The following is a 23,301-nucleotide window of genomic DNA, read 5'->3' on the forward strand; positions in this document are numbered from 1 at the left end:
TTCGGGGTGACGTGCCACGACATCGTGGACACGTCATCTGTTCATCCGGAGTTCATTTTGAGGGAGACTTGCGTCCACCTCGGACCGCTATGGTCAAGCCTGTTCCGTCCACACTGACTGTTGAAAGAGGACATCCACCCGTGACCACCGTGAAGTTCCCTGCCGCCACCGCTCTCGCAGCTCTGGCCGCCGGTTCCCTGCTTCTGACCTCCTGCTCGAACTCAGGCAACGGAGGGTCCGAGGCGGAGAGCACCTCGACCTTCGACCTCACGAACACTTCCGGCGAACTCCGCGGGGAAGGCGCCAGCTCCCAGCAGAAGGCCATGGAGCTCTTCGGCGTCGCGTACCAGACCGCTGTCCCGGGCGCATCCCTGGCCTACAACGCGACCGGCTCCGGCGCCGGCCAGAAGCAGTTCATCGCCGGACAGGTCGACTTCGGCGGCTCTGACTCGCCGCTGAAGGACGAGCAGATCGCGGACGCGGCGAAGCGCTGCGGCGGCAACGACGCCTGGCATCTGCCGATGGTCGTCGGCCCCGTGGCCGTCGCCTTCAAGCTCGACGGTGTCGACACACTCAACCTGTCCGTCGACACGGTCGCGAAGATCTTCAAGGGCGAGATCACCAACTGGAACGATCCCGCCGTCGCCGCGGAGAACCAGGGCACCACCCTGCCCGACCTCCCGATCAGTGTGCTCTACCGGGCGGAGGAGTCGGGCACCTCCGACAACTTCCAGAAGTTCCTCACCGCCGCCACCGACGGTTACTGGGACACCGAGGGCAAGACCTTCCCCACGAAGGTCGGTTCCGGTGCACAGGGTTCCTCCGGTGTCGCGGACCAGGTCAAGGCCACCAACGGGGCGATCACCTACGTCGAATCCGGTTACGCCACCGCGGCCGGCCTCGGTATCGCAGCCCTGGACTTCGGCTCCGGCCCGGTCGAGCTGTCCACCGAAAGCGTCAACAAGGCCCTGGCCGGGGTGAAGTTCACCGGTACGGGCAATGACCTTGTGGTCGATTCGGAGGCGCTCTTCGCCGCCAACGAGCCGGGAGCCTACCCGCTCGCCCTGACCACCTACGAGATCGTCTGCTCCGCCGGCTACGACACCGAGACCGCCGGCAGGGTCAAGGACTTCCTCCACACCATCCTCGACAACCAGAACGCCGACCTCGAGGAGGCCGGTTACGTGCCCCTGTCCGGTTCCTTCCGTGACAAGCTCGTCGCTGCCGTCGACGCACTTCAGTAGCACCGAAGTAACTACGACCGGAAGAAGCACACCCCATGACGAGTGCTCCGTCTGAGCAGACGCCCGCCAGGCAGACCGGGACAGGCATACACGGTACTGTCCAGCCTGTGAACGATTCCACCACCGGTACCGCAGGTCAGCCCGGTCAGACTGAGAAGGGACCGGTGATCGCACGGAGCGGACGTTCTGCGCGGCGTCCGGGTGACCGCATCTTCTCCGGCCTGACCACAGGCTCGGCGGTGCTCATCACAGTCTTCATCGCCGCCATCGCACTGTTCCTCATCCTCCAGGCACTCCCGGCCCTGGCGAAGGAACGGGACGGAATACTCGGGTTCTTCACCTACTCCGGTGCCTGGAACCTCAACTACGCCACCAATGACGGCGGCTGGATGCAGTTCGGCATCCCCAACCTCTTCTTCACCACCGTGCTCGCCTCAGTCCTGGCCCTGGTCATCGCGATGCCGGTGGCTCTGGGCATCGCGATCTTCCTGTCGAACTACTGCCCGAAGCACCTTGTCCGCCCGCTGGGTTTCATGGTGGACCTGCTCGCCGCCGTGCCGTCGATCGTCTTCGGTATCTGGGGAATGCAGGTGCTCGGCCCGTCACTGGGCGGGATCTTCGAGTGGGTGCACAGCTGGGCCGGCGGCTTCTTCCTGTTCCAGTGGGACCAGCAGACCTCCCCGGCCTTCTCCACCAGCCGCAACATCTTCACCGGTGGTGTGGTGCTGGCCATCATGATCCTGCCGATCATCGCGGCCACCGCACGTGAGGTGTTCGTCCAGACGCCCCGGGGTCAGATCGAGGCCGCCCTGGCGCTCGGTGCCACCCGGTGGGAGGTGGTCAGGATGACCGTGCTCCCCTTCGGCAAGTCCGGTTACATCTCCGGTGCGATGCTCGGACTGGGCCGTGCGCTCGGTGAGACGATGGCGCTCTACATGGTCATCGCATCTGCACCGGGGTTCAGGTGGTCCCTGTTCGACGGTGGCACCACCTTCGCCACCGCCATCGCCAACGCCGCCCCGGAGTTCAACGACGACACCAAAGCCGGAGCGTACATCGCCGCCGGACTGGTGCTGTTCGCCCTGACCTTCATCGTCAACGCGGCGGCACGGGCCGTCGTCAACAACCGCAAGTAGGAGACGGACCGACATGACCGTCCACGTGGAACCCCACGCAAGCCTCGCCGCCAGCGGCTTCACCGACATCTCCTCCTCCCGGAAAGCCAGGGACAGGATCGCGACCGTCGTCGTCTACGCGATGATGGCACTGGCCTTCGTCCCCCTGATCTGGGTGATGGTCGTCCTCGTCGCCAAAGGCCTCCCGGCCGTCCTGAACACCGGGTGGTGGTCCTTCGACATGGCGGGCCAGCTGTCCAACAAACCGGGCGGCGGCATCAGCCACGCCATCATCGGCACCCTCACTCAGGCGGCGGTCACGACCGTGATCTCCGTCCCGGTGGGTGTCCTCACCGCCGTGTACCTGGTGGAGTACTCCAGGGGCGGCAGGCTCGGCCGGATCACCACCTTCATGGTCGACATCCTCACCGGCGTGCCCTCCATTGTCGCGGCACTGTTCATCTACGCCGTGTGGATCGTCCTGTTCGGTTTCGACCGGTCCGGTTTCGCCGTGTCTCTCGCCCTCGTGCTCCTGATGATCCCGGTGATCGTGAGGAACACCGAGGAGATGCTGCGGATTGTGCCCGATGACCTGCGGGAGGCCTCGTACGCCCTCGGCGTCCCGAAATGGAAGACGATCGTGAAGATCGTCCTTCCCACCGCCCTCTCCGGAATCGTGACGGGTGTGATGCTCGCTGTCGCCCGCATCATGGGTGAGTCCGCCCCGGTGCTGATCCTCGTGGGCGCGACCCCGGTGATCAACTGGAACGTCATGGAGGGCAACCAGAACTCGTTGCCGCTGTTCATGCTGGAAATGTACAAGCTCCAGTCCAATGACGAGGTGCTCTCCCGCCTGTGGGGTGCCGCCCTGACCCTGGTGCTCCTCATCGCCGCCCTCAACCTCGCTGCCCGGTTCATCTCGAAGCGGTTCGCAGTCAAGACACACTGACACTTTCGAAGGACACACCATGGCCAAGCGCCTCGACCTCCACGACGTGAACATCTACTACGGCGACTTCCATGCCGTCCAGAACGTCGACCTCCAGGTCCCGCCGCGGTCGGTCACCGCATTCATCGGCCCCTCCGGCTGCGGCAAGTCCACCGTGCTGCGGTCCCTGAACCGTATGCACGAGGTGATCCCCGGTGCGTACGTGACCGGGGAGATCCTCCTGGACGGGGAGAACATCTACGACCGGGCGATCGACCCCGTGGCAGTCCGAAACACCATCGGAATGGTGTTCCAGAAGGCCAACCCCTTCCCGACCATGTCGATCGAGGAGAATGTCGTCGCAGGTCTGAAGCTTTCCGGGGTCAAGAACAAGAAGCGTCTCGCCGAGGTCGCCGAGAAGTCCCTGCGTTCCGCCAACCTGTGGGAGGAGGTCAAGGACCGGCTCGACCGACCCGGCGGCGGACTGTCGGGCGGTCAGCAGCAGCGCCTCTGCATCGCCCGGGCGATCGCCGTGGAACCCGAGGTCCTGCTCATGGACGAGCCCTGCTCGGCACTTGACCCGATCTCCACGCTCGCGGTGGAGGACCTCATCCACGAACTCAAGGAAGAGTTCACCATCGTCATCGTCACCCACAACATGCAGCAGGCGGCCAGAGTCTCGGACCAGACCGCGTTCTTCTCCCTGGAGGCGACCGGCCGGCCGGGACAGCTCGTGGAGGTGGGCGCCACGAAGAAGATCTTCGAGTCCCCCGACAAGAAGGAGACCGAGGACTACATCTCCGGACGTTTCGGCTGACCTGCCCCGACCGGGGCCGGGGGACCACCCCCGTCCCACTTTCGTGCCACACTTGGGGTGACGGAAGGAGACAAGGGATGGAACCTGTACACATCGTGCTGATGGGGGTCAGCGACAGCGGCAAGGCAGCACTGGCCGCTGAACTGGTGGAACGCACCGGATTCACGGGAGCGACCGCCGAAGAACTGCAGCCCGGGGAACTGCAGGAGATGATGGCGGCGGACCGTTTCGTCACCCCGGACGAGAGACTGCCCTGGGCGTACGCCATACGGGACTGGATGACCGACCAGGCACGGCAGGGTCATTCCACCGTCGTGGTCAGTCTGGGACTGGGACGCCGCGCCCGTGACATCTTCCGGGAGGCGGAGGGATTCGTCTTCTTCGTCCACGTCCATGCCACCGAGGACGTGATCCGGGAGAAGATCCGGCAACGCACCGGCCGCGAGCCCGATGCCGCTGAACTCGAGGTGCTGAGACGTCAGTACGCCGAACTGGAGAGGCTCAGGGCCGACGAACCCGGGGTCCGTCTCGACGCCACCAGAGAACCTGCGGTGCTGGCGGACGCCGCCCTGGCCGCACTGTCAGTGGCCAGGCAGGCCTGAACCCGGTCCCCAGGCCGCGAGCCGTGGGACCGGGCTCCTGGGGGACCGGGCAGGCGGGCACTCAGAAGGAGTCTGAACCGTAACGGCGGCGGATCTCGTCGAACTGTTCGCGGACCGTCTCCTGCTGCTCCTCGCTGCGCCGGGTGGTCTCGTACTCCTCCGGCTCTTTGCCGGTGGCGAGGTAGACGACCCGGGTACCGATGTCCACGGCATGGTCCGAGTACCGCTCGAAGAACCGGGACAGGAGGGTGACGTCGACGGCGGCGGAGACAGGGTAGGGCCACTCCCTGTTCGATGTCAGCTGGAACATGTGCTCGTGGAGGTCGTCCACGGCGTCGTCGTCGAGGGCGAGCTCCATGGCCTCTTCGGGGTCATAGGTCACCAGGACGTCGTGGAGCTTGTCACCGATGTCGTCGACGAGGCGGGCCATCTCCCGGAAGAACGGTTCGACGGAGTCGGGGAGGGTCTTGTCCGGGTGACGGCGGCGGGCGATCCGGGCTATGTGCACCGACAGCGCGGCCATCCGCGACAGGTCCTCGACAATGTAGGTGCCGGACACGACCTGGCGGAGGTCCCGGGCCACCGGGGCTTCGAGTGCGAGAAGCTCGAAAGACGTCTTCTCGGCACGCTTGCGAAGCACCTCGACAGCATCGATGGAGCTGAGCACGACCTCGGCCGTGTCGATGTCGGCGTCGAAGAGGGCCTTGCAGGCCTCCGACATCATGGTGCGGACCCGGTCCGACATCTGTGTGAGGTCGTGGGCGAAAGTCCGCATCTGTTCCTGGTAGACAGTGCGCATGGCGGACAGTCTACGTGGAAGTCGGTGCTCAGGGGGGACGGCCGGGAAAGTCTTCACCCGGCGTTCACATGTTCTCTACCCTCCGTTGTTCGCGGCGTCCTCGACATCTTCGGTGACACGGGCGCAGTCCTCGTAAGGGTCGTCGAGCCAGTTGTGCGGCAGTGAGACCCTGCCGGGGGAGCCCTGACGTCCGCGGGCACCGTCGGCGTCCACGGCTTTCGCCGTGGACCCGCGGACCGGGTCGAGGACACGGCGCAGGTCGTCGAGGCTGTTGATCGTGCTCAGCTGCCGGCGCATCTCCCCTCCGGCGGGGAAGCCGCGGAGGTACCAGGCGACATGTTTGCGGATGTCGCGGCTGGCGTGCTTCTCGCCGTCGTGTTGGGCGAGCAGTTCGGCGTGGCGCATGATCACGGAGGTGACCTCTCCGAGGGTCGGCTCTGCGGGTACCGGCCGTCCCTGCAGCTGGGCGGAGAGTTCGGCGAAGAGCCACGGACGTCCCAGGCAGCCCCGTCCGACGACGACACCGTCGCAGCCGGTCTGCTCCATCATGTCGGCGGCGTCGGTGGCCCGGAAGATGTCCCCGTTGCCGAGCACAGGGACGCCGGTGCCGGCCATGTGATCGACGAGTCTGGCGATCTGCGACCAGTCTGCCGACCCTGAGTAGCGTTGCGCGGCGGTACGGCCGTGGAGGGTCACGGCGGCGGCACCTTCGGCCGCGGCGATACGGCCGGCGTCCAGGTGGGTGTGGTGGGTGTCGTCGATGCCGACGCGGAATTTCACGGTCACCGGCACGGCGTCGGGGCCGCTGCCACGTCCGGCGTCCTCGACGCCTCGGACGGCCGCGCCGACGATGGCGGCGAAGAGCCGGCGCTTGTACGGCAGGGCGGAACCGCCTCCCCGGCGGGTGACCTTGGGGACCGGGCACCCGAAGTTCATGTCGATGTGGTCGGCCATGTCTTCCTCGGCGAGCATGCGGGCGGCCCGGTAGGTGTACTCCGGGTCTGTCGTGTAGAGCTGCAGGCTGCGGGGGTTCTCGTCAGGGGCGAAGGACGCCATGTGCAGGGTGCGTGGGTTGCGTTCCACGAGCGCGCGGGCGGTGATCATCTCGCAGACGTAGAGGCCGGCCGCTGTCCCGGTGTGCCTGCGCTCCTGTTCGCGGCAGAGGGTACGGAACGCCGTGTTCGTCACGCCGGCCATGGGGGCCAGGACGACGGGGGAGGCCAGTTCGAGCGGGCCGATCTTCAGTGCGGGTCGCGTCGGGGCAGGACGCCGCGACGCACCGCCGGGGGTGTGCGCTGTCGGGGTTTCAGGGGCGTCCGGGGTCGACACAGTCACCGGCCGATTCTCACACCGGGTACCCGGCGGGCGCAATTCAGGGTGCATGTCACGCATGTCAGAGCCTGTGGACAACGTGGGTGTGACGTCCGGGGGTGGTTAAGGGTACCCGGGTTCCCAGTGACTTCATCGGCGTAACTAGGCTGGGGTGCAACTCGTCACAGTCCCCGGAAAATGCGGGAAAACACTGCTGTGATCCGGGCAGTGCGGTAAGCGGACGTCTTCTGCGATACTGGGCTGCCGAGTACGTTTTTGACGATTAAACGAGATCCACACAAGGAGAGCCAGTGTCAGAGCGCATCAGGAACCAGGCCCTGAAGTCCAAGGTCATGACCGCTGAAGAAGCGGTGCAGTTCATCAGTAACGGTGACATGATCGGGACCTCCGGATTCACCGGTGCCGGCTACCCGAAGGGCATGCCCGCGGCCATCGCCGCGAAAGCCCGTGAAGCGCACGAGCGTGGTGAGGAATGGGCCGTGAAGATTCTCACCGGAGCCTCCACCGCCCCCGAGAACGACGGCGTCCTCGCCGAAGCGGATGCCGTGAGCTTCCGATCCCCGTTCAACACCGACCCCAAGATGCGCGCGAAGATCAACGAGGGCAAGGTGAAGTACACCGACATCCACCTCTCGGAGCTCGGCATGTACGTCCAGGAGGGCTTCTTCGGCCACATGGATGTCGCGATCGTGGAGGCTGTGGCCATCCGCGAGGACGGCAGCATCGTCCCCTCCTCGGCGGTGGGCAACAACATCGAGTACATGGACGCCGCCGACCGCATCATCATCGAGATCAACGAGTGGCAGGCCGCCGAACTCGAGGGGATGCACGACATCTACCGGATGCCCATGCCGGGGGCCCGGGTTCCGCTGCCGATCGTGAGCCCGGGGGACCGCATCGGCACGACCTCGATCGACATCGACCCGGAGAAAGTCGTCGCCGTCGTCTTCACCGACGGTCCCGACCGCAACGCCCCCTTCAAGCCCGTCGACGAGACCTCCAGGGCCATTGCGGGCCACCTCCTCGACTTCCTGGAGGGTGAGGTCACCGCGGGCCGTCTCGCCTACGACCGTCTGATCCTGCAGAACGGTGTCGGAAATGTGCCGAACGCCGTGCTCGCCGGCCTGCTGGACTCGAAGTTCGAGAACATCACCGCCTACACCGAGGTCATCCAGGACGGCATGCTCGACCTCATCGACGCCGGCAAGATGACCATGGCGTCCGCCACCTCGTTCTGTCTGTCGCTGGACGCCGCACACCGGATGAACGACGACGCGACCCGCTACAAGAACCACATCGTCCTGCGTCCGCAGCAGGTCTCCAACCACCCGGAGGTCATCCGCCGACTGGCACCGATCGGCATCAACGGGATGATCGAGGCGGACATCTACGGCAACGTGAACTCCACCAACGTCGCCGGATCCAAGATGATGAACGGCATCGGCGGGTCCGGGGACTTCACCCGCAACGCCTACATCTCCTCCTTCGTCACTCCCGCGGTGGCGAAGAACGGCGACATCTCCGCGATCGTGCCCTTCGCCTCCCACGTGGACCACTCCGAGCATGACGTGAAACTGATCGTGACCGAGTACGGCTACGCGGACCTCCGCGGCCTGTGCCCGCGGGACAGGGTTCAGAAGATCATCGCGATCGCCGACCCGGAGTACCGGCCGCTGCTGGAGGAGTACGTCGAGTACGCCTCGAAGTCGAAGGCCCGGCACACCCCGCACGACCTCTCCCGTGCCTTCGAGTTCCACACCCGGTTCCTGGAGACCGGGTCGATGAAGAAGTAGCCCGGTGACGGGGTGACCCCGTCCGTCTGACGGCCCCGCCGGTACGCGTCCCGCGTCCGGCGGGTTTTTCGTGTGTCGGCCCGCATCGTTCCGCCACCCCCGAAAAGTGTGGAGCAGGAAAGCAAAGTAGTCCGTCTCTATAATGGAAGTCACGTTCGTGGCTGCATCGTGATGTACATCACCTGTGCTGCGGTCACAGCAGAGCACCCCCGGAAAGACTCCCCCAGAATGACTCCCAGGAGAGGACACATCATGTCAGACAGCATGTCAGACAGCACGTCAGACACCTCAGGCAGGATCGCCCACCCCGGACTGCGGGCCAAGGTCATGAGCCCCGACGAGGCGGCGACCTTCATCAATGACGGAGACCTCGTCGGAATGTCGGGGTTCACCGGTGCCGGGTACCCCAAGGTGCTTCCCACCGCGATCGCCGCGCGGGCCAGGGAATTCCATGCCAGAGGCGACAGCTTCGCCATCTCACTGCTCACCGGAGCATCCACCTCCGCCGAACTGGACGGCGAACTGGCGGACGCGGACGCCGTGAAATTCCGGGCCCCGTACCAGTCCGACCCGCTGATGCGCGAGAAGATCAACTCCGGAAAAATGAAGTACGCCGACATTCACCTCTCCCACCTCGGAATGATGGTCCAGGAGGGCTTCTTCGGCACAATGGACGTCGCCATCGTCGAAGTCACCCGGATACTCGAGGACGGGCGGATCGTCCCGTCGTCGTCGGTGGGCAACAACGTCGAGTACCTTGACGCCGCGGAGAAGATCATCCTCGGAGTCAACTCGTGGCAGTCCGAGGAGCTCGAGGGCATGCACGACATCTACCGGATACCCCTGCCCGGCCATCGCCGCCCCATCCCGATCAACGACGTGGGGGACCGGATCGGATCCCCGTACATCGACTTCGACATCTCGAAGGTCGTCGCCGTCGTCGAAACCGACTCCCCCGACCGCAACGCCCCGTTCAAACCCGCCGACGAAACCTCGCGGAAGATCGCCGGGAACTTCCTCGACTTCCTGGAAGGAGAAGTGTCCGCGGGACGTCTCAGCTACGACCGGTACATCATGCAGTCCGGGGTCGGCAACGTCCCCAACGCCGTGATGGCGGGCCTGCTGGACTCGAAGTTCGAGAACATCACCGCCTACACCGAGGTGATCCAGGACGGCATGCTCGACCTCATCGACGCCGGCAAGATGACCGTGGCGTCCGCCACCTCCTTCTCCCTGTCCCCCGAGTACGCGGAGAAGATGAACCGTGAGGCCCGGCGGTACCGTGAACACATCATCCTGCGCCCCCAGCAGGTCTCCAACCACCCCGAGGTGATCCGGCGCCTCGGCCTCATCGCCACCAACGGGATGATCGAGGCGGACATCTACGGCAACATCAACTCCACCAACGTCATCGGATCCAGGGTGATGAACGGCATCGGCGGGTCCGGTGACTTCACCCGCAACGCCTACATCTCCTCCTTCATCAGTCCCGCCGTCGCCAAGGGCGGCAAGCTCTCCGCGATCGTGCCCTACGTCACCCACACCGATCACACCGAACACGACGTGATGGTCGTCATCACCGAATACGGGTACGCAGACCTGCGCGGACTTGCCCCGCGGGACCGGGCGGAGAAGATGATCGCCATCGCCGCCCCTGAGTACCGGCCCCTGCTGGAGGAGTACGTGGACATGGCGGGCCAGGGGGAGTTCCTGCAGACCCCGCACGCGCTGGACCACGTCTTCGATTTCCAGAAGCGCTTCGTCGAGACCGGGTCAATGCTGCCGCAGTGAGTTGGTCAGGGGTGGCGCACACCTGTCCTCCGGTGTGCGCTACACTCTTCCTCGACAGTGGTACGGGCCTCTAGCTCAGTTGGTAGAGCTACGGACTTTTAATCCGCAGGTCGTGGGTTCGAGCCCCACGGGGCCCACCGGTACAGGCGCTGTCACACCACGATCCCGGGCGTCACGCCCGGGTGGAGGTGTGACAGCGCCTCTGTCATTCCCGGGGTCTGCCTGACCGTGGCGTCCTCAACCCCGGCCGGGGGTGAAACCCAACACCGGCGCCGTCATCATTTCCGCATACGCTGCTACCCTCGGGGGCACTTGCAGTGGCGGACGAGCGGGACGGCAGTGAGGACGACAGCGGTGGAACCGAACCGACGACCGGTCTTCTTCGTCTCGGACAGCACGGGGATCACCGCTGAGACCTTCGGCAACGCACTGCTGGCACAGTTCCCGGACTTCACCTTCCGCCGTCGCCACCTGCCGTTCGTCGACTCGGTCGAGGCCGCACGGTCGGCCGTCGCCCGCATCACCCGGGAAACCGGGGGTGGCGGTCCGACCCCGCTGGTGTTCCTCACCGTCCGCGACCCGGCCGTCGCATCCGAACTGGCGACCGCCCCCGGTGAGGTCGTCGACCTCCTCGGACCACACCTCACACGGCTGGAGAAGATCCTGGGTACCGCAAGAACAGGAAATGACACCGCATACCACCGGGTCGGAGACCTGGCGCGATACCACGACAGGATCGACGCAGTCGAGTTCTCCGTCGCCCACGACGACGCCACCAGCCTCGCCGACCTCGACCGGGCCGACCTCATCCTCCTGGCCCCGTCGCGCTGCGGAAAGACCCCGACCGCGATGTACCTGGCACTCCAGCACGGCCTGCGGGTCGCCAACTATCCGCTCACCGAGGACGACACCCCCGGCGAGCTGCCCGCCGTCCTGCGACCGCACAGGGACCGCCTCTTCGGACTGACGACCACCCCGGCCCGGCTCAGCCAGGTCAGAGGTGAACGCCGACCCGGAAGCGGCTACGCCAGTCTCTCCCGCTGCCGGGCTGAACTGCGGTCCGCCGAACAGCTCTACCGGAGCAACGGCATCCCCTCCATCGACTCACACGCCATGAGCGTGGAGGAGATGGCGAGCATCATCCTGACAACCATGGACCTGCGCCACACCTGAGCAGGCGACCTCTGAGAAAGGACCACCCCATGTCCACCACCGTCAACGTCCTCGACTTCACCCGGATCGGAATGGACGACGTACCCCGTGTGGGAGGCAAGAACGCCTCCCTCGGCGAAATGGTCGTCCACCTCGCGGACGCGGGCGTCCGCGTCCCGGGAGGATTCGCCACCACCGCCGACGCCTACCGCGACTTCCTCGCCGTCGGCGGTCTGGACCGTGAGATCAGCGGACTCCTCACCGGCCTCGACATCGACGACGTCAACGAACTGGCCCGCCGAGGTGCCCTGATCCGTTCGCGGATCATGGAACAGCCCTTCCCCGACGCCCTGGAGAAGGACATCCGTGACGCCTACGCCGCACTCGTCGCCGCCGACCCGGACCCCGACCAGGTCACCTGGGCGGTACGGTCCAGTGCGACAGCCGAGGACCTCCCCGACGCCTCCTTCGCAGGCCAGCAGGAGACCTACCTGAACATCGGCGGGATCGACAACATCCTCCGGGCCGTGAAGGCAGTGTTCGCCTCCCTCTACAACGACAGGGCCATCGCCTACCGGGTCCACAACGGATTCCGGCATGACGATGTCGCACTGTCCGCCGGAGTGCAGCGCATGGTGCGAACGGACATCGGGGCGTCCGGAGTGATGTTCACGGTGGACACCGAATCCGGGTTCGACAGGGCAGTCTTCGTCACCGCCTCCTACGGGCTCGGAGAGGCCGTCGTCCAGGGCGCCGTGAACCCCGACGAGTTCTACGTCTCGAAACCGGCCGTCCGCGCGGGAAAGACAGGGAAGGACGCCGTACTCTCCCGGACCGTCGGCGGGAAAGCCGTGGCCATGCGCTACGCCGGAGGTTCGGACATCGACTCCGCCACCAGATGGGAGGACGTTCCCGAAGAGGACCGCCGCCGGTTCTGTGTCACCGACGAGGAGGTCACCGAACTGGCCCGCCACGCCATGGCGATCGAGGACCACTACGGCAGGCCCATGGACATCGAGTGGGGACGCGACGGACTCGACGGAAAGCTCTACATCCTCCAGGCACGCCCGGAGACAGTTGTCTCACGACGTACAGGTCAGGCCCTGTCGCGCTTCGAGATCGACAAGGACGCCACGGCACAGGCCGAGGTACTCGCCGAGGGCCGCTCGATCGGTCAGCGGGTCGGATCAGGACCGGTGCGGGTCCTGCGGTCCCTCGACGACATGGACCGGATGAAACCCGGCGACGTCCTCGTCGCCGAGATCACCGACCCGGACTGGGAACCGGTGATGAAGCGGGCGTCCGCCATCATCACCGAACGGGGCGGGAGGACCTGCCACGCCGCGATCATCGCCAGGGAACTGGGCGTCCCCGCGATCGTGGGCACCGGGGACGCGACCACGGTGCTCACCGACGGCGAAGAGGTCACGGTCTCCTGCGCCGAGGGGGACACCGGACGGGTGTACCGGGGCGTCCTCCCGTACGAGGAGAAGACCACCGACGCCGGGGACATGCCGGACATCCCGGTGAAGATCATGATGAATGTCGCAACCCCCGACCAGGCCTTCTCCTTCTCCTCACTGCCGAACGACGGTGTCGGGCTGGCCAGGATGGAGTTCATCATCAACCGCCAGATCGGGGTCCACCCCCGGGCACTGCTGGACAGGGACACCCTCACCCCCGAACTCCGCCGCCGGGTGGACACCATCACCGCCGCCTACCCGGACCCCCGCGAATTCTTCATCCGCCGCGTCGTCGAGGGAGTGGCCACCATCGCCGCCGCCTTCGACCCGAAACCGGTCATCGTCCGGCTCTCGGACTTCAAGACCAACGAGTACGCCAACCTCCTCGCCGGCGACCTCTACGAGCCGGAGGAGGAGAACCCGATGCTCGGCTACCGGGGGGCGGCGCGCTATGTCTCCGAGGACTTCCGCGACTGCTTCGCCATGGAATGTGAGGCACTGCGCCGGGTCCGGGAGGACATGGGACTGACCAACGTGAAGATCATGATCCCCTTCGTCCGCACGACCGCCGAACTCGACGACGTGCTGGAGCTCATGGCGTCCCACGGCCTGTCCCGTGGCAGCGGCGGGGACACCACCGGCCGGGGCGCCCTGGAAATCGTGATGATGTGCGAGGTCCCGTCGAACTACCTCCTCGCAGACGAGTTCCTTGACCGGGTGGACGGTTTCTCCATCGGCTCCAACGACATGACCCAGCTCATACTCGGGGTCGACAGGGACTCCGGTCTCGTCGCCCACGACTTCGACGAGCGGAACCCTGCCGTGCTCAAGGTCCTGGAGTCGGCCGTCACCTCCTGCACCTCGCGCGGAAAATACGTGGGAATCTGCGGACAGGGCCCGTCCGATCACCCCGACCTCGCCGCCTGGCTGGTCGAACGCGGGATCGTCTCCCTGTCCCTCACCCCGGACACCGTCGTACAGACCTGGCTGTCACTGGCCGACCAGAGCGACCGGGAAGGAGGAAACAGGTCATGAGCTGCGGTATCATGACCAGATGATCCGTACACTGCTCGTCGACAACCACGATTCCTTCACCTGGAACCTGGTCCACGACCTCATCCGGGTCAACGGGGTGGAGCCGGTCGTGGTCCCCAACGACTGGGACCGGTGGCAGGCAGAGGGGGACGAGATCCTCGACCGGGTGGACAACGTGGTGATATCCCCGGGGCCGGGGACCCCCCTGGAACCCGGGGACGTCGGCATCGGACCTGCGGTCATCGACGGTGCAGTCCGACGGCAGCTTCCCGTCCTCGGGATCTGCCTGGGGCACCAGCTCATCGCGCATCTCCAGGGAGCAGCCGTGGAGCGGGCCGCCGAACCCGTCCACGGGCGGATCTCACAGATCACCCACGACGGAAAGGGCGTGTTCCAGGGCATCCCGTCCCCGTTCGAAGCGGTGCGTTACCACTCACTGGCCGTCACTGACGTCCCACCGAACCTCACCGTCAACGCCCGCAGCGGCGACGGCACTGTCATGGGGGTCAGTGTCCCCGGCAAACTCCTGTGGGGCGTGCAGTTCCACCCCGAATCCGTGAAGACCGGTCACGGACCGGAGATCCTCGCGAACTTCGCCGAGATCACCAGGCGGCAGGGCCCTGTCCGCAGGGTCCGCGACCGGGTGGTCCCGCTGACCCTTCCCACCACGGCAGGGGAGAAGGACGCCACCGACACCCGCCGACTGTCCGGGGACCTTTTCCGGACCCTGTTCCGGGGCAGGGACGCCGCAACCACCGTGGTGTGGCTCGACGGGAACGCCCCCGGTGACCCCCGCGCCCGGTTCTCCGTCATGGGTGCCGCGGACGGCAGACACGCCGGCCCCTCTGCCGCGACCGCCACCGCGGACGTCGCCGCCGGCACCGTCACAGTCACCAGGGGCGGCACGACCGAGGTACTGAACGGTGACGTCCTGGACTGGCTGGAAGCGGACCTGGCCCGCTGGAACATCCGGGGCGGAGGGCTCGACGAGGACCTCGCCGGGGAACCGCCCTTCGGATTCCGCCTGGGCTGGATCGGCTACCTCGGCTACGGGGTGAAGGCGCAGTGCTGTCCCGGTGAAGGCGGACCGAACAGTCACCCCGCCGACGCGGGCACCGGACCTGATGCCGCCTTCGTCTTCCTCGACCGGGCCGTCGTCATCGACCACGACCGGGCGGAGGCGCATCTTCTCACCCTGGACCGTCCGGTCGCCAGGAACGCGGGGCCCTGGGCGTCCGCCGACGAGACCGCCTGGTCGGAAACCACCGCGGCGGTGGTGCGTCGCCTGGTGGCCGGCCGGGACACCGGTCCGGGACAGGGCACTGTGGAGGGCTCGGTGCCGGGCACTGTGGAGGGCTCTGTGCCGGGCTCCCGTGGCCTGTCCGTGCGGGTACGGCCCGAACTCCACGACCGGGGGGACTACACCGGAAAGATCCGCAGGATAAGGGAGCTCATCGCGGAGGGGGAGACCTACGAGGCCTGCCTCACGACCGTCCTCGACGTGACCGCGGAGGAGGTCAGCGTCGACGGGACGGTCCGGTCCGGGCATCCCGCCTGTTTCGACATCTACACGGCACTGCGGGCGGCGAGTCCCGCCCCCTTCGGCGCCTACCTGCAGTTGCCGGGGGTGACAGTGATGTCGACCTCACCCGAACGGTTCCTGCGGGTGGACGCCGACGGCACGGTCACCTCGTCCCCCATCAAGGGGACCCGGCCCACCGGGGACACCGAGGAGGAGGACCTGAGGATCCGGGCGGAACTGCAGCACAGTGAGAAGGACCGGGCCGAGAACCTCATGATCGTCGACCTGGTCAGACACGATCTGGGGCGGGTGGCGGACCCGGGCAGCGTGCACGTCCCCGAACTGTTCAGCGTGGAGAGTTACGCCACGGTCCACCAGCTGGTCAGCACCGTCACAGCGAGACTCGGCGACGGTGCCGGCGGCCTCGACGCCGTGCGTGCCGCATTCCCGCCCGGCTCGATGACGGGAGCTCCCAAAGAACGGACGATGCGGATCCTGGAGGAACTGGAGGACTCCCCACGGGGCATCTACAGCGGAGCACTCGGATGGTTCTCCCTCGACGGTGCCCTGGACCTTTCCGTCGTCATCCGGACCCTCGTCTGCGCCGGCGGCCGTCTGACCTACGGGGTCGGCGGTGCGGTGGTCGCCCAGTCGGACCCGGACGCCGAGTACGAGGAGACGGTGGTGAAGACGGGGCCGCTGCGCCGACTACGCTGAACGGCGTGACTGAACCAGTGAATACACCGGACAGCGGTGAGGAGACGGCGACGGGGCAGGACGCAGCGGTGGCCGGACTGCGCACGCGGTGGTCGACCGTGCGGGCAGGCATCGATGAGGCGGCGCACCGCGCAGGACGCGATCCGGCCCGGATCCGCCTGCTCCCGGTGAGCAAGACCGTCCCGGTGGAGAGACTGCGGTACGCGGTCGCCGCCGGCATGACCGAATTCGCGGAGAACAAACCCCAGGAGATCCAGAAGAAGGCACCGGCCCTGGCCGGAGCCCCGGAACTCCCCGCGGTCCGGTGGGTCGCCATCGGACACCTGCAGACCAACAAAGCGAGGATCATCGCCGAATACGCCTCCGAGTTCCAGGCCCTGGACTCTGTGCGCCTAGTCGAGACCCTCCAGCGGCGGTTGGAACTGCTCGCCGACGCGGGAAAGGACCGCACCCTGGACGTCATGGTCCAGGTGAACACTTCCGGGGAGGAGTCGAAGACGGGTGCGGCACCGGAGGAGGTCGACGCCATTCTCGGGGCCACGGCGGGATGTGACCGGCTCCGGGTCCGCGGATTCATGACTGTCGCCACCCACACCCGGGAGACCACGGAGGTCAGACGGTGCTTCGCCGAGCTGCGGGGGATCCGTGACCGGGCCCGCAGCTCGGGGATCGTCGATCCGGAGCCCCTTACCGAGCTGTCGATGGGGATGTCCGGGGACTACCCGCTCGCGGTGGCGGAGGGTGCGACCTGCGTCCGGGTCGGCACCGCAATCTTCGGGGCCCGCCCTCCCGCCTGAACCGTCTTCAGGGCCCGGGGAGAGAAAACAGCAGGCCAGTGCATGTTTTTGTGATTAGTCGGACGGTAGTCTATTCTGAACGAGCTGCCGACCTGAGGTCCCCGTTGTGCGGGTGGTCGAGGGTAGAGGTAGGGCTCCCATCGTCTAGTGGCCCAGGACTCCGCCCTTTCACGGCGGCAACACGGGTTCGAATCCCGTTGGGAGTACGTCGGATACTGCGGTAGCGTGGTGTCCACACAATTACATGGCCCTGTGGCGCAGTTGGTTAGCGCGCCGCCCTGTCACGGCGGAGGTCGAGGGTTCAAGTCCCTTCAGGGTCGCCATGGAACAGCAACGGGTCCCACCGTCACGGTGGGGCCCGTTGTCTGCGTCTGCGGGAAGTCCGGACCGCCGGGTCCCCGGCCGCCGGTCATCCGGGACTGGTGGGGCCTGGCCTGGGGCCCGGCCTAGGGCTGGAGTGGGGGGCTGGGGAGGGACCTGCCAGAGGGCCGGTGGCGGGGCAGAAATGAAATGATCGCCCTGACATGCAGGTTTGCCGCTTTCCTGAGGGCTGTGTAGAGTATCGGCTCGTGCACGGGGCACACCGCGAGGTTTTCCCGGAGCATGGCCCTGTGGCGCAGTTGGTTAGCGCGCCGCCCTGTCACGGCGGAGGTCGAGGGTTCAAGTCCCTTCAGGGTCGCAAGAGGGTTAACCCCCTTTTTGCCCAGATAGCTCAGTTGGTAGAGCGTACGCCTGAAAAGTGTAAGGTCCCTGGTTCGATCCCTGGTCTGGGCACACAGAGAAACCCCCGTGGAGAAATCCACGGGGGTTTCGGCGTCCTCGGGGCGTCCTTCAGATGTTGTTCTGGAGATCGTCGACGTAGGAGGCCGGCTCGACCAGGGGAATGTGCTCGTCCGGGAGCCGGTGACGGATCTTCGCCGGGATGCCGACGAGAATCGAGTCCGGTGGGGCGTCCTTGGTCACCACGGCGTTCGCGCCGATCGCCGAACCGGCGCCGATGGTGATGGGACCGAGGACCTTCGCCCCGGCGCCGACCATGACACCGTCACCGATGGTGGGGTGCCGCTTGCGCTGCACGAGCTCCGAACCGCCGAGGGTGACGCCGTGGTACAGCATGACGTCGTCGCCGATCTCGGCCGTCTCCCCGATCACCACGCCCATGCCGTGGTCGATGAAGAAGCGGCGTCCGATGGTCGCCCCGGGATGGATCTCGATCCCGGTGAGGAAGCGGGTGAACTGGCTGAGGACCCGGGCGGGACCGCGCAGACCGCGGAGCCACAGACGGTGTGCCAGCCGGTGGCTCCAGATCGCGTGCAGGCCGGAGTAGACCAGTGCATTCTCGATGTCACCCCGGGCGGCGGGGTCATGTGTCCTGGCGGCGTCCAGGTCCTCTTTCAACGTGCTCAGCAGACTCACCGGTGAGTCGCCTCCTTCAAGTCACTGTCCAACGGTTTCACGGGCAGATTTCCGGGTTTTCTGTGCTTTCTGTACGGGCGAGGTCTGTCACGGTCGGACCGTCGGGCGACCTGCCCGGCTCTCAACGGATACCGTACCGTTGTGCCGCTCCTGCCCGGGCATGCGGACGGCCCCGTACCTCTCGTGCCGGGGCATGGGGTGGTACGGGGCCGTGACGGTCCTGCGGACTAGTCGCGCAGGTCGTCGAAGAGGAGGGTGGAGACGTAGCGCTCGCCGAAGTCGGCGACGATCGCGACGATGAGCTTGTCCTTGTTCTCCGGCTTCGCGGCTTCGGCGACCGCGGCGGCGATGTTCGCGCCGGTGGAGATGCCGACGAGGATCCCCTCCTTGGCGGCGAGCTCGCGGGCCCACTTCACGGACTCTTCGATCGTGGCGTCGTAGACGCTGTCGAGGATCTCCTTGTCCAGGTTGTCCGGGAAGAAGTTGGTGCCGATGCCCTGGATCTTGTGCGGTCCGAAGCGGCCCTCGGTCAGCAGGGGCGAATCCTTCGGCTCGACGCCGATGACCTTGACGTCCGGGTTCTTCTCCTTGAGGTACCGGCCGGTACCGGAGACCGTGCCGCCGGTGCCGATGCCGGCGATGAAGATGTCGACCTTGCCGTCGGTGTCGGTCCAGATCTCAGGGCCGGTGGTGGCGTAGTGGGCGTCAGGGTTGGCCGGGTTGGCGAACTGGCGGGCGAGGATCGCGTTCTCGGTGTTCTCGACGATCTCGTTGGCCTTGTCGACGGCACCCTGCATGCCGGCGGGCGGCGGGGTGAGGACCAGTTCCGCACCGAGGGCGCGCAGCATGATCCGGCGCTCCAGGGACATGGACTCCGGCATGGTCAGGATCACCTTGTAGCCGCGGGCGGCGCCGACGGTCGCCAGGGCGATACCGGTGTTACCTGAGGTGGCTTCGACGATCGTCCCACCGGGCTTCAGCGAGCCGTCGGCGACGGCGGCGTCGATGATGGCCGCGCCGATGCGGTCCTTGACGGAGTTGCCCGGGTTCGCTGACTCGAGCTTGACGGCGACGGTACCGGGCAGGCCCTCCGTCACCTTGTTCAGCTTCACCAGCGGAGTGTTGCCGATGAGGTCGGTGATGTTCTCGTAGATTTTTGCCATGGCTGTGTTGAGCCGTCCTTTCAGGAGACTGGTAAGCGGTAGACCGATCGGTCTGTCCGCACTGTCGTCAGTCTACAGCACGATGTCACCGAGTGTCGACGGGCCGACGGTGGCTCATGACACAATGGGGGACATGACAGACACGCAGCCACACTCCCAGCCGGACCAGCGGTCAGCACCCGGGCAGGCCGCAGCAACCGCCTATTCGACGATCCTCACCTCGGTGGCCGACGGCGTCGCCACGATCACCCTGAACCGCCCGGAGGCGCTCAACGCCCTCAACCAGACCGTGATGGAGGAGGTCATCACCGCCCTGGAGATCTTCGACGCCGACCCCGTCGTCGGTGCCATCGTCGTCACCGGCAGTGAGAAAGCCTTCGCCGCCGGGGCGGACATCGCCCAGATGAAGGACCAGACCTGGCCGGATGTCCGGATGAGACAGCTCTACGCCCGGTGGGACCGCGTCACGGAGGTGCAGACCCCGGTCATCACCGCGGTCCAGGGATTCGCGCTGGGCGGTGGATGTGAACTGGCGATGATGGGGGACATCATCCTCGCCAGCGACCGTGCGAAGTTCGGCCAGCCGGAGATCGGTCTCGGCGTCATCCCCGGAATGGGCGGGACGCAACGGCTGACACGGGCAGTCGGACGTTACAAGGCCATGGACCTCATCCTCACCGGAAGGATGATGGGGGCGGAGGAGGCGGAACGCAGCGGCCTGGTGTCCCGGGTACTGCCCTCCGAGGGCTTCGCGGAAGCTGTCGACGCGGTGGCCAGGAAAGTGGCGTCCTTCTCCCGTGTCGCTCTCGCCGTGGCCACCGAGACCGTCGACGCCGCGATGAACACCCCGTTGAACGAGGGTATGCGACGGGAACGGGAAGCCTTCTGGAGCCTGTTCGCCACTGAGGACCAGAAAGAGGGGATGGCCGCCTTCCTGGAGAAGCGGGACCCCGAATGGAGGCACCGGTAGACCATGGTCACCAGGGCGACAACAGTCACACGGACGATCGACCTGCCGCTGGAGACGGTGCGCAGGGTCGTGGAGTCCGAGGAGTTCCTCCTCACCGTCGGCGACGGTCCAGGGCAGACGGTGACCCTCACCGGCGGGGAACGCGAACTGCTCGACGACGGCTCGGTGACGGCGACAGTCACCGCGACCTTCGGCCAGGGGGAGGACGCCGTGGTCATGGTGCAGCGTGCCGAACTGTCCGCCCCTGACGAGGACGGCTCCTTCACCCTGTTCACCTCGGTGCCGCTGCCGGGAAACCTGGGGACCATGGCGACCAACCAGGTGTTCGAGGAGGCGGAGGGGGACCCGGGCGATGTCACGTCGCTGGTGACCACGGTGGCGGTGCAGGTGGATGTGCCGGTCATCGGCCCGAAGCTGGTGGACCGGGTACTCTCGGGTGCGGAACAGTCCACCGACCAGGGTGTGGAGAGGATTCTCCGGCTGGCTTCCTGAGCCTGTTCTCAGCCTGCGGGAGTCCTGTCCCCGGGAGTGTCCGGGGAGTGTCCCGGTCGAGTCTCGGTCGTGTCCCGGGGGCCGTTGTCCGCAGCTTCCGGGGAAACGGGGGTCAAAGAGTCCTCGGGCGTGGTTTCCGCGGGGGTGGTGACGGGCAGGNGGTTCGTGGTGTGCGGTTGTTGTTTGAGAACTCAATAGTGTGATGAACCAAGTTTTTACAAGTCGCAGATGATGCAGACGGTTCGGATGGTCCCGGCAAGTGGGTGACTGCTTGTTAAATATGGATCTTTTGTTTTCTGTCTGTTGGTTTTTGTGACCTGCGTGCGGTCCCGGTCCCCCGACCGGGGTTGTGCGTGGATGTCCGGTTTTTGTGCCGGATGTCAGCAGTTCAGTTTTTTGTTGTGCCGGTGACGGCTCTTTGTAGGGTTTGTTGCTTTTATGGAGAGTTTGATCCTGGCTCAGGACGAACGCTGGCGGCGTGCTTAACACATGCAAGTCGAACGGAAAGGCCCTGCTTGCAGGGTACTCGAGTGGCGAACGGGTGAGTAACACGTGGGTGATCTGCCCTGCACTTCGGGATAAGCCTGGGAAACTGGGTCTAATACCGGATAGGACCATCGTTTAGTGTCGGTGGTGGAAAGTTTTTTCGGTGTGGGATGAGCTCGCGGCCTATCAGCTTGTTGGTGGGGTAATGGCCTACCAAGGCGTCGACGGGTAGCCGGCCTGAGAGGGTGGACGGCCACATTGGGACTGAGACACGGCCCAGACTCCTACGGGAGGCAGCAGTGGGGAATATTGCACAATGGGCGCAAGCCTGATGCAGCGACGCCGCGTGGGGGATGACGGCCTTCGGGTTGTAAACTCCTTTCAACCATGACGAAGCTTTCGGGTGACGGTAGTGGTAGAAGAAGCACCGGCTAACTACGTGCCAGCAGCCGCGGTAATACGTAGGGTGCGAGCGTTGTCCGGAATTACTGGGCGTAAAGAGCTCGTAGGTGGTTTGTCGCGTCGTCTGTGAAATTCCGGGGCTTAACTCCGGGCGTGCAGGCGATACGGGCATAACTTGAGTGCTGTAGGGGAGACTGGAATTCCTGGTGTAGCGGTGAAATGCGCAGATATCAGGAGGAACACCGATGGCGAAGGCAGGTCTCTGGGCAGTAACTGACGCTGAGGAGCGAAAGCATGGGTAGCGAACAGGATTAGATACCCTGGTAGTCCATGCCGTAAACGGTGGGCGCTAGGTGTGGGGGTCTTCCACGACTTCTGTGCCGTAGCTAACGCATTAAGCGCCCCGCCTGGGGAGTACGGCCGCAAGGCTAAAACTCAAAGGAATTGACGGGGGCCCGCACAAGCGGCGGAGCATGTGGATTAATTCGATGCAACGCGAAGAACCTTACCTGGGCTTGACATACGCCGGATCGCCGCAGAGATGTGGTTTCCCTTGTGGCCGGTGTACAGGTGGTGCATGGTTGTCGTCAGCTCGTGTCGTGAGATGTTGGGTTAAGTCCCGCAACGAGCGCAACCCTTGTCTTGTGTTGCCAGCACGTTATGGTGGGGACTCGCGAGAGACTGCCGGGGTTAACTCGGAGGAAGGTGGGGATGACGTCAAATCATCATGCCCCTTATGTCCAGGGCTTCACACATGCTACAATGGTCGGTACAGTGGGTTGCGATGCCGTGAGGTGGAGCTAATCCCTTAAAGCCGGTCTCAGTTCGGATTGGAGTCTGCAACTCGACTCCATGAAGTCGGAGTCGCTAGTAATCGCAGATCAGCAACGCTGCGGTGAATACGTTCCCGGGCCTTGTACACACCGCCCGTCACGTCATGAAAGTTGGTAACACCCGAAGCCGGTGGCCCAAACTCGTTAGGGAGCCGTCGAAGGTGGGATCGGCGATTGGGACGAAGTCGTAACAAGGTAGCCGTACCGGAAGGTGCGGCTGGATCACCTCCTTTCTAAGGAGTTTTTTTGGTTTGTTTCCGCGTGTCCGGGTCTCGGGTGCGTGTGAGTGTTTTTTCCGGGTGGATGATTGTCCGGTGTGTGTCGTGTGTGGCTTGTGGGTTGCCGTTGGTGGTGGCCGGGTTTGGTTTGTCATGGTGTTGGGTGTCTGGGACAGCGACGTTGTCGTGTGTTCTTGGTGCGGGTGTCTTGTGT

17 protein-coding genes, 5 tRNA genes and 1 rRNA gene are annotated in these 23,301 nt (G+C 65.5%); 19 read left to right on the forward strand and 4 right to left on the reverse strand.

The annotated features are described in order from the left end of the window. The first annotated feature begins 140 nt into the window (after positions 1-140). From pstS to E0E18_RS11810, 5 genes are all read left to right on the forward strand, one after another. On the forward strand, positions 141-1,244 hold the full coding sequence (gene pstS / locus E0E18_RS11790) for a phosphate ABC transporter substrate-binding protein PstS (RefSeq protein ID WP_066586937.1): 1,104 nt from the start codon (positions 141-143) through the stop codon (positions 1,242-1,244). A 35-nt stretch (positions 1,245-1,279) separates the two neighbouring features. Continuing rightward, positions 1,280-2,380, forward strand: a complete 1,101-nt coding sequence (gene pstC / locus E0E18_RS11795) for a phosphate ABC transporter permease subunit PstC (RefSeq protein ID WP_419866053.1) — start codon at positions 1,280-1,282, stop codon at positions 2,378-2,380. Between the two features lie 13 nt (positions 2,381-2,393). Next, complete coding sequence (pstA, locus tag E0E18_RS11800; RefSeq protein ID WP_066586940.1) at positions 2,394-3,308, forward strand: phosphate ABC transporter permease PstA; 915 nt, start codon at positions 2,394-2,396, stop codon at positions 3,306-3,308. A gap of 19 nt (positions 3,309-3,327) precedes the next feature. After that, positions 3,328-4,104, forward strand: coding sequence for a phosphate ABC transporter ATP-binding protein PstB (gene pstB / locus E0E18_RS11805; protein WP_066586943.1), 777 nt, complete (start codon positions 3,328-3,330; stop codon positions 4,102-4,104). A 77-nt stretch (positions 4,105-4,181) separates the two neighbouring features. Beyond that, on the forward strand, positions 4,182-4,706 hold the full coding sequence (locus E0E18_RS11810) for an AAA family ATPase (RefSeq protein ID WP_066586947.1): 525 nt from the start codon (positions 4,182-4,184) through the stop codon (positions 4,704-4,706). Between the two features lie 61 nt (positions 4,707-4,767). Here E0E18_RS11810 and phoU read toward each other — a convergent pair whose 3' ends face one another. After that, positions 4,768-5,505 (reverse strand): phosphate signaling complex protein PhoU, encoded by a 738-nt coding sequence (gene phoU / locus E0E18_RS11815; RefSeq protein ID WP_066586950.1) that lies wholly within the window; start codon positions 5,503-5,505, stop codon positions 4,768-4,770. A gap of 75 nt (positions 5,506-5,580) precedes the next feature. After that, positions 5,581-6,750, reverse strand: coding sequence for a tRNA dihydrouridine synthase DusB (dusB, locus tag E0E18_RS11820; RefSeq protein WP_272914264.1), 1,170 nt, complete (start codon positions 6,748-6,750; stop codon positions 5,581-5,583). A gap of 377 nt (positions 6,751-7,127) precedes the next feature. On the opposite strand from dusB, the gene E0E18_RS11825 reads away from it, so the two are divergent. The 11 genes from E0E18_RS11825 (at position 7,128) to E0E18_RS11875 (ending at position 17,881) form a co-directional block, all read left to right on the forward strand. Beyond that, positions 7,128-8,630 carry a succinate CoA transferase gene (locus E0E18_RS11825; RefSeq protein ID WP_066586953.1) on the forward strand — a complete coding sequence of 501 codons (1,503 nt, stop codon included), beginning with the start codon at positions 7,128-7,130 and terminating at the stop codon, positions 8,628-8,630. A 252-nt stretch (positions 8,631-8,882) separates the two neighbouring features. After that, entirely contained in the window at positions 8,883-10,421 is a 1,539-nt protein-coding gene (locus tag E0E18_RS11830) for an acetyl-CoA hydrolase/transferase family protein (protein WP_237559767.1), read from the forward strand. A 64-nt stretch (positions 10,422-10,485) separates the two neighbouring features. Next, positions 10,486-10,558 (forward strand) — tRNA-Lys (locus tag E0E18_RS11835). Between the two features lie 217 nt (positions 10,559-10,775). After that, on the forward strand, positions 10,776-11,594 hold the full coding sequence (locus E0E18_RS11840; RefSeq protein ID WP_066586960.1) for a pyruvate, water dikinase regulatory protein: 819 nt from the start codon (positions 10,776-10,778) through the stop codon (positions 11,592-11,594). 29 nt (positions 11,595-11,623) lie between these two features. Continuing rightward, a complete protein-coding gene (gene ppsA / locus E0E18_RS11845) occupies positions 11,624-14,071 on the forward strand; it encodes a phosphoenolpyruvate synthase (RefSeq protein WP_110481913.1) in 2,448 nt (815 codons plus the stop codon). Positions 14,072-14,090: 19 nt separating this feature from the next. Continuing rightward, positions 14,091-16,310 (forward strand): aminodeoxychorismate synthase component I, encoded by a 2,220-nt coding sequence (gene pabB, locus E0E18_RS11850; RefSeq protein ID WP_130840990.1) that lies wholly within the window; start codon positions 14,091-14,093, stop codon positions 16,308-16,310. A 5-nt stretch (positions 16,311-16,315) separates the two neighbouring features. Continuing rightward, on the forward strand, positions 16,316-17,107 hold the full coding sequence (locus E0E18_RS11855) for a YggS family pyridoxal phosphate-dependent enzyme (protein WP_066586967.1): 792 nt from the start codon (positions 16,316-16,318) through the stop codon (positions 17,105-17,107). A gap of 133 nt (positions 17,108-17,240) precedes the next feature. Continuing rightward, positions 17,241-17,313 (forward strand) — tRNA-Glu (locus E0E18_RS11860). Between the two features lie 40 nt (positions 17,314-17,353). After that, a tRNA-Asp gene (locus E0E18_RS11865) sits at positions 17,354-17,430 on the forward strand. 282 nt (positions 17,431-17,712) lie between these two features. Then, positions 17,713-17,786, forward strand: a tRNA-Asp gene (locus E0E18_RS11870). 22 nt (positions 17,787-17,808) lie between these two features. After that, positions 17,809-17,881, forward strand: a tRNA-Phe gene (locus E0E18_RS11875). A 57-nt stretch (positions 17,882-17,938) separates the two neighbouring features. Here E0E18_RS11875 and epsC read toward each other — a convergent pair. Both epsC and cysK read right to left on the reverse strand, forming a co-directional pair. Next, on the reverse strand, positions 17,939-18,523 hold the full coding sequence (gene epsC / locus E0E18_RS11880) for a serine O-acetyltransferase EpsC (RefSeq protein ID WP_066586969.1): 585 nt from the start codon (positions 18,521-18,523) through the stop codon (positions 17,939-17,941). A 227-nt stretch (positions 18,524-18,750) separates the two neighbouring features. Then, positions 18,751-19,686, reverse strand: a complete 936-nt coding sequence (gene cysK / locus E0E18_RS11885) for a cysteine synthase A (protein ID WP_066586971.1) — start codon at positions 19,684-19,686, stop codon at positions 18,751-18,753. A gap of 133 nt (positions 19,687-19,819) precedes the next feature. On the opposite strand from cysK, the gene E0E18_RS11890 reads away from it, so the two are divergent. From E0E18_RS11890 to E0E18_RS11900, 3 genes are all read left to right on the forward strand, one after another. Further along, positions 19,820-20,656 carry an enoyl-CoA hydratase-related protein gene (locus tag E0E18_RS11890; RefSeq protein ID WP_078057468.1) on the forward strand — a complete coding sequence of 279 codons (837 nt, stop codon included), beginning with the start codon at positions 19,820-19,822 and terminating at the stop codon, positions 20,654-20,656. A gap of 3 nt (positions 20,657-20,659) precedes the next feature. After that, complete coding sequence (locus E0E18_RS11895; RefSeq protein ID WP_130840992.1) at positions 20,660-21,148, forward strand: SRPBCC family protein; 489 nt, start codon at positions 20,660-20,662, stop codon at positions 21,146-21,148. Between the two features lie 435 nt (positions 21,149-21,583). After that, a 16S ribosomal RNA gene (locus E0E18_RS11900) occupies positions 21,584-23,102 on the forward strand. Positions 23,103-23,301: the final 199 nt, after the last annotated feature.

The sequence above is a fragment of the Corynebacterium neomassiliense genome (assembly GCF_900626215.1).
Classification (GTDB): Bacteria; Actinomycetota; Actinomycetes; order Mycobacteriales; family Mycobacteriaceae; genus Corynebacterium; species Corynebacterium neomassiliense.

Excerpts from the sequence above, each read along its gene's own strand:
- pstC (WP_419866053.1), top strand. The coding sequence starts at position 1,280 with ATGACGAGTGCTCCGTCTGAGCAGACGCCCGCCAGGCAGACCGGGACA.
- pstA (WP_066586940.1), top strand. The coding sequence starts at position 2,394 with ATGACCGTCCACGTGGAACCCCACGCAAGCCTCGCCGCCAGCGGCTTC.
- pstB (WP_066586943.1), top strand. The coding sequence starts at position 3,328 with ATGGCCAAGCGCCTCGACCTCCACGACGTGAACATCTACTACGGCGAC.
- E0E18_RS11810 (WP_066586947.1), top strand. The coding sequence starts at position 4,182 with ATGGAACCTGTACACATCGTGCTGATGGGGGTCAGCGACAGCGGCAAG.
- phoU (WP_066586950.1), bottom strand. The coding sequence starts at position 5,505 with ATGCGCACTGTCTACCAGGAACAGATGCGGACTTTCGCCCACGACCTC.
- E0E18_RS11830 (WP_237559767.1), top strand. The coding sequence starts at position 8,883 with ATGTCAGACAGCATGTCAGACAGCACGTCAGACACCTCAGGCAGGATC.
- ppsA (WP_110481913.1), top strand. The coding sequence starts at position 11,624 with ATGTCCACCACCGTCAACGTCCTCGACTTCACCCGGATCGGAATGGAC.
- pabB (WP_130840990.1), top strand. The coding sequence starts at position 14,091 with ATGATCCGTACACTGCTCGTCGACAACCACGATTCCTTCACCTGGAAC.
- cysK (WP_066586971.1), bottom strand. The coding sequence starts at position 19,686 with ATGGCAAAAATCTACGAGAACATCACCGACCTCATCGGCAACACTCCG.
- E0E18_RS11890 (WP_078057468.1), top strand. The coding sequence starts at position 19,820 with ATGACAGACACGCAGCCACACTCCCAGCCGGACCAGCGGTCAGCACCC.
- E0E18_RS11895 (WP_130840992.1), top strand. The coding sequence starts at position 20,660 with ATGGTCACCAGGGCGACAACAGTCACACGGACGATCGACCTGCCGCTG.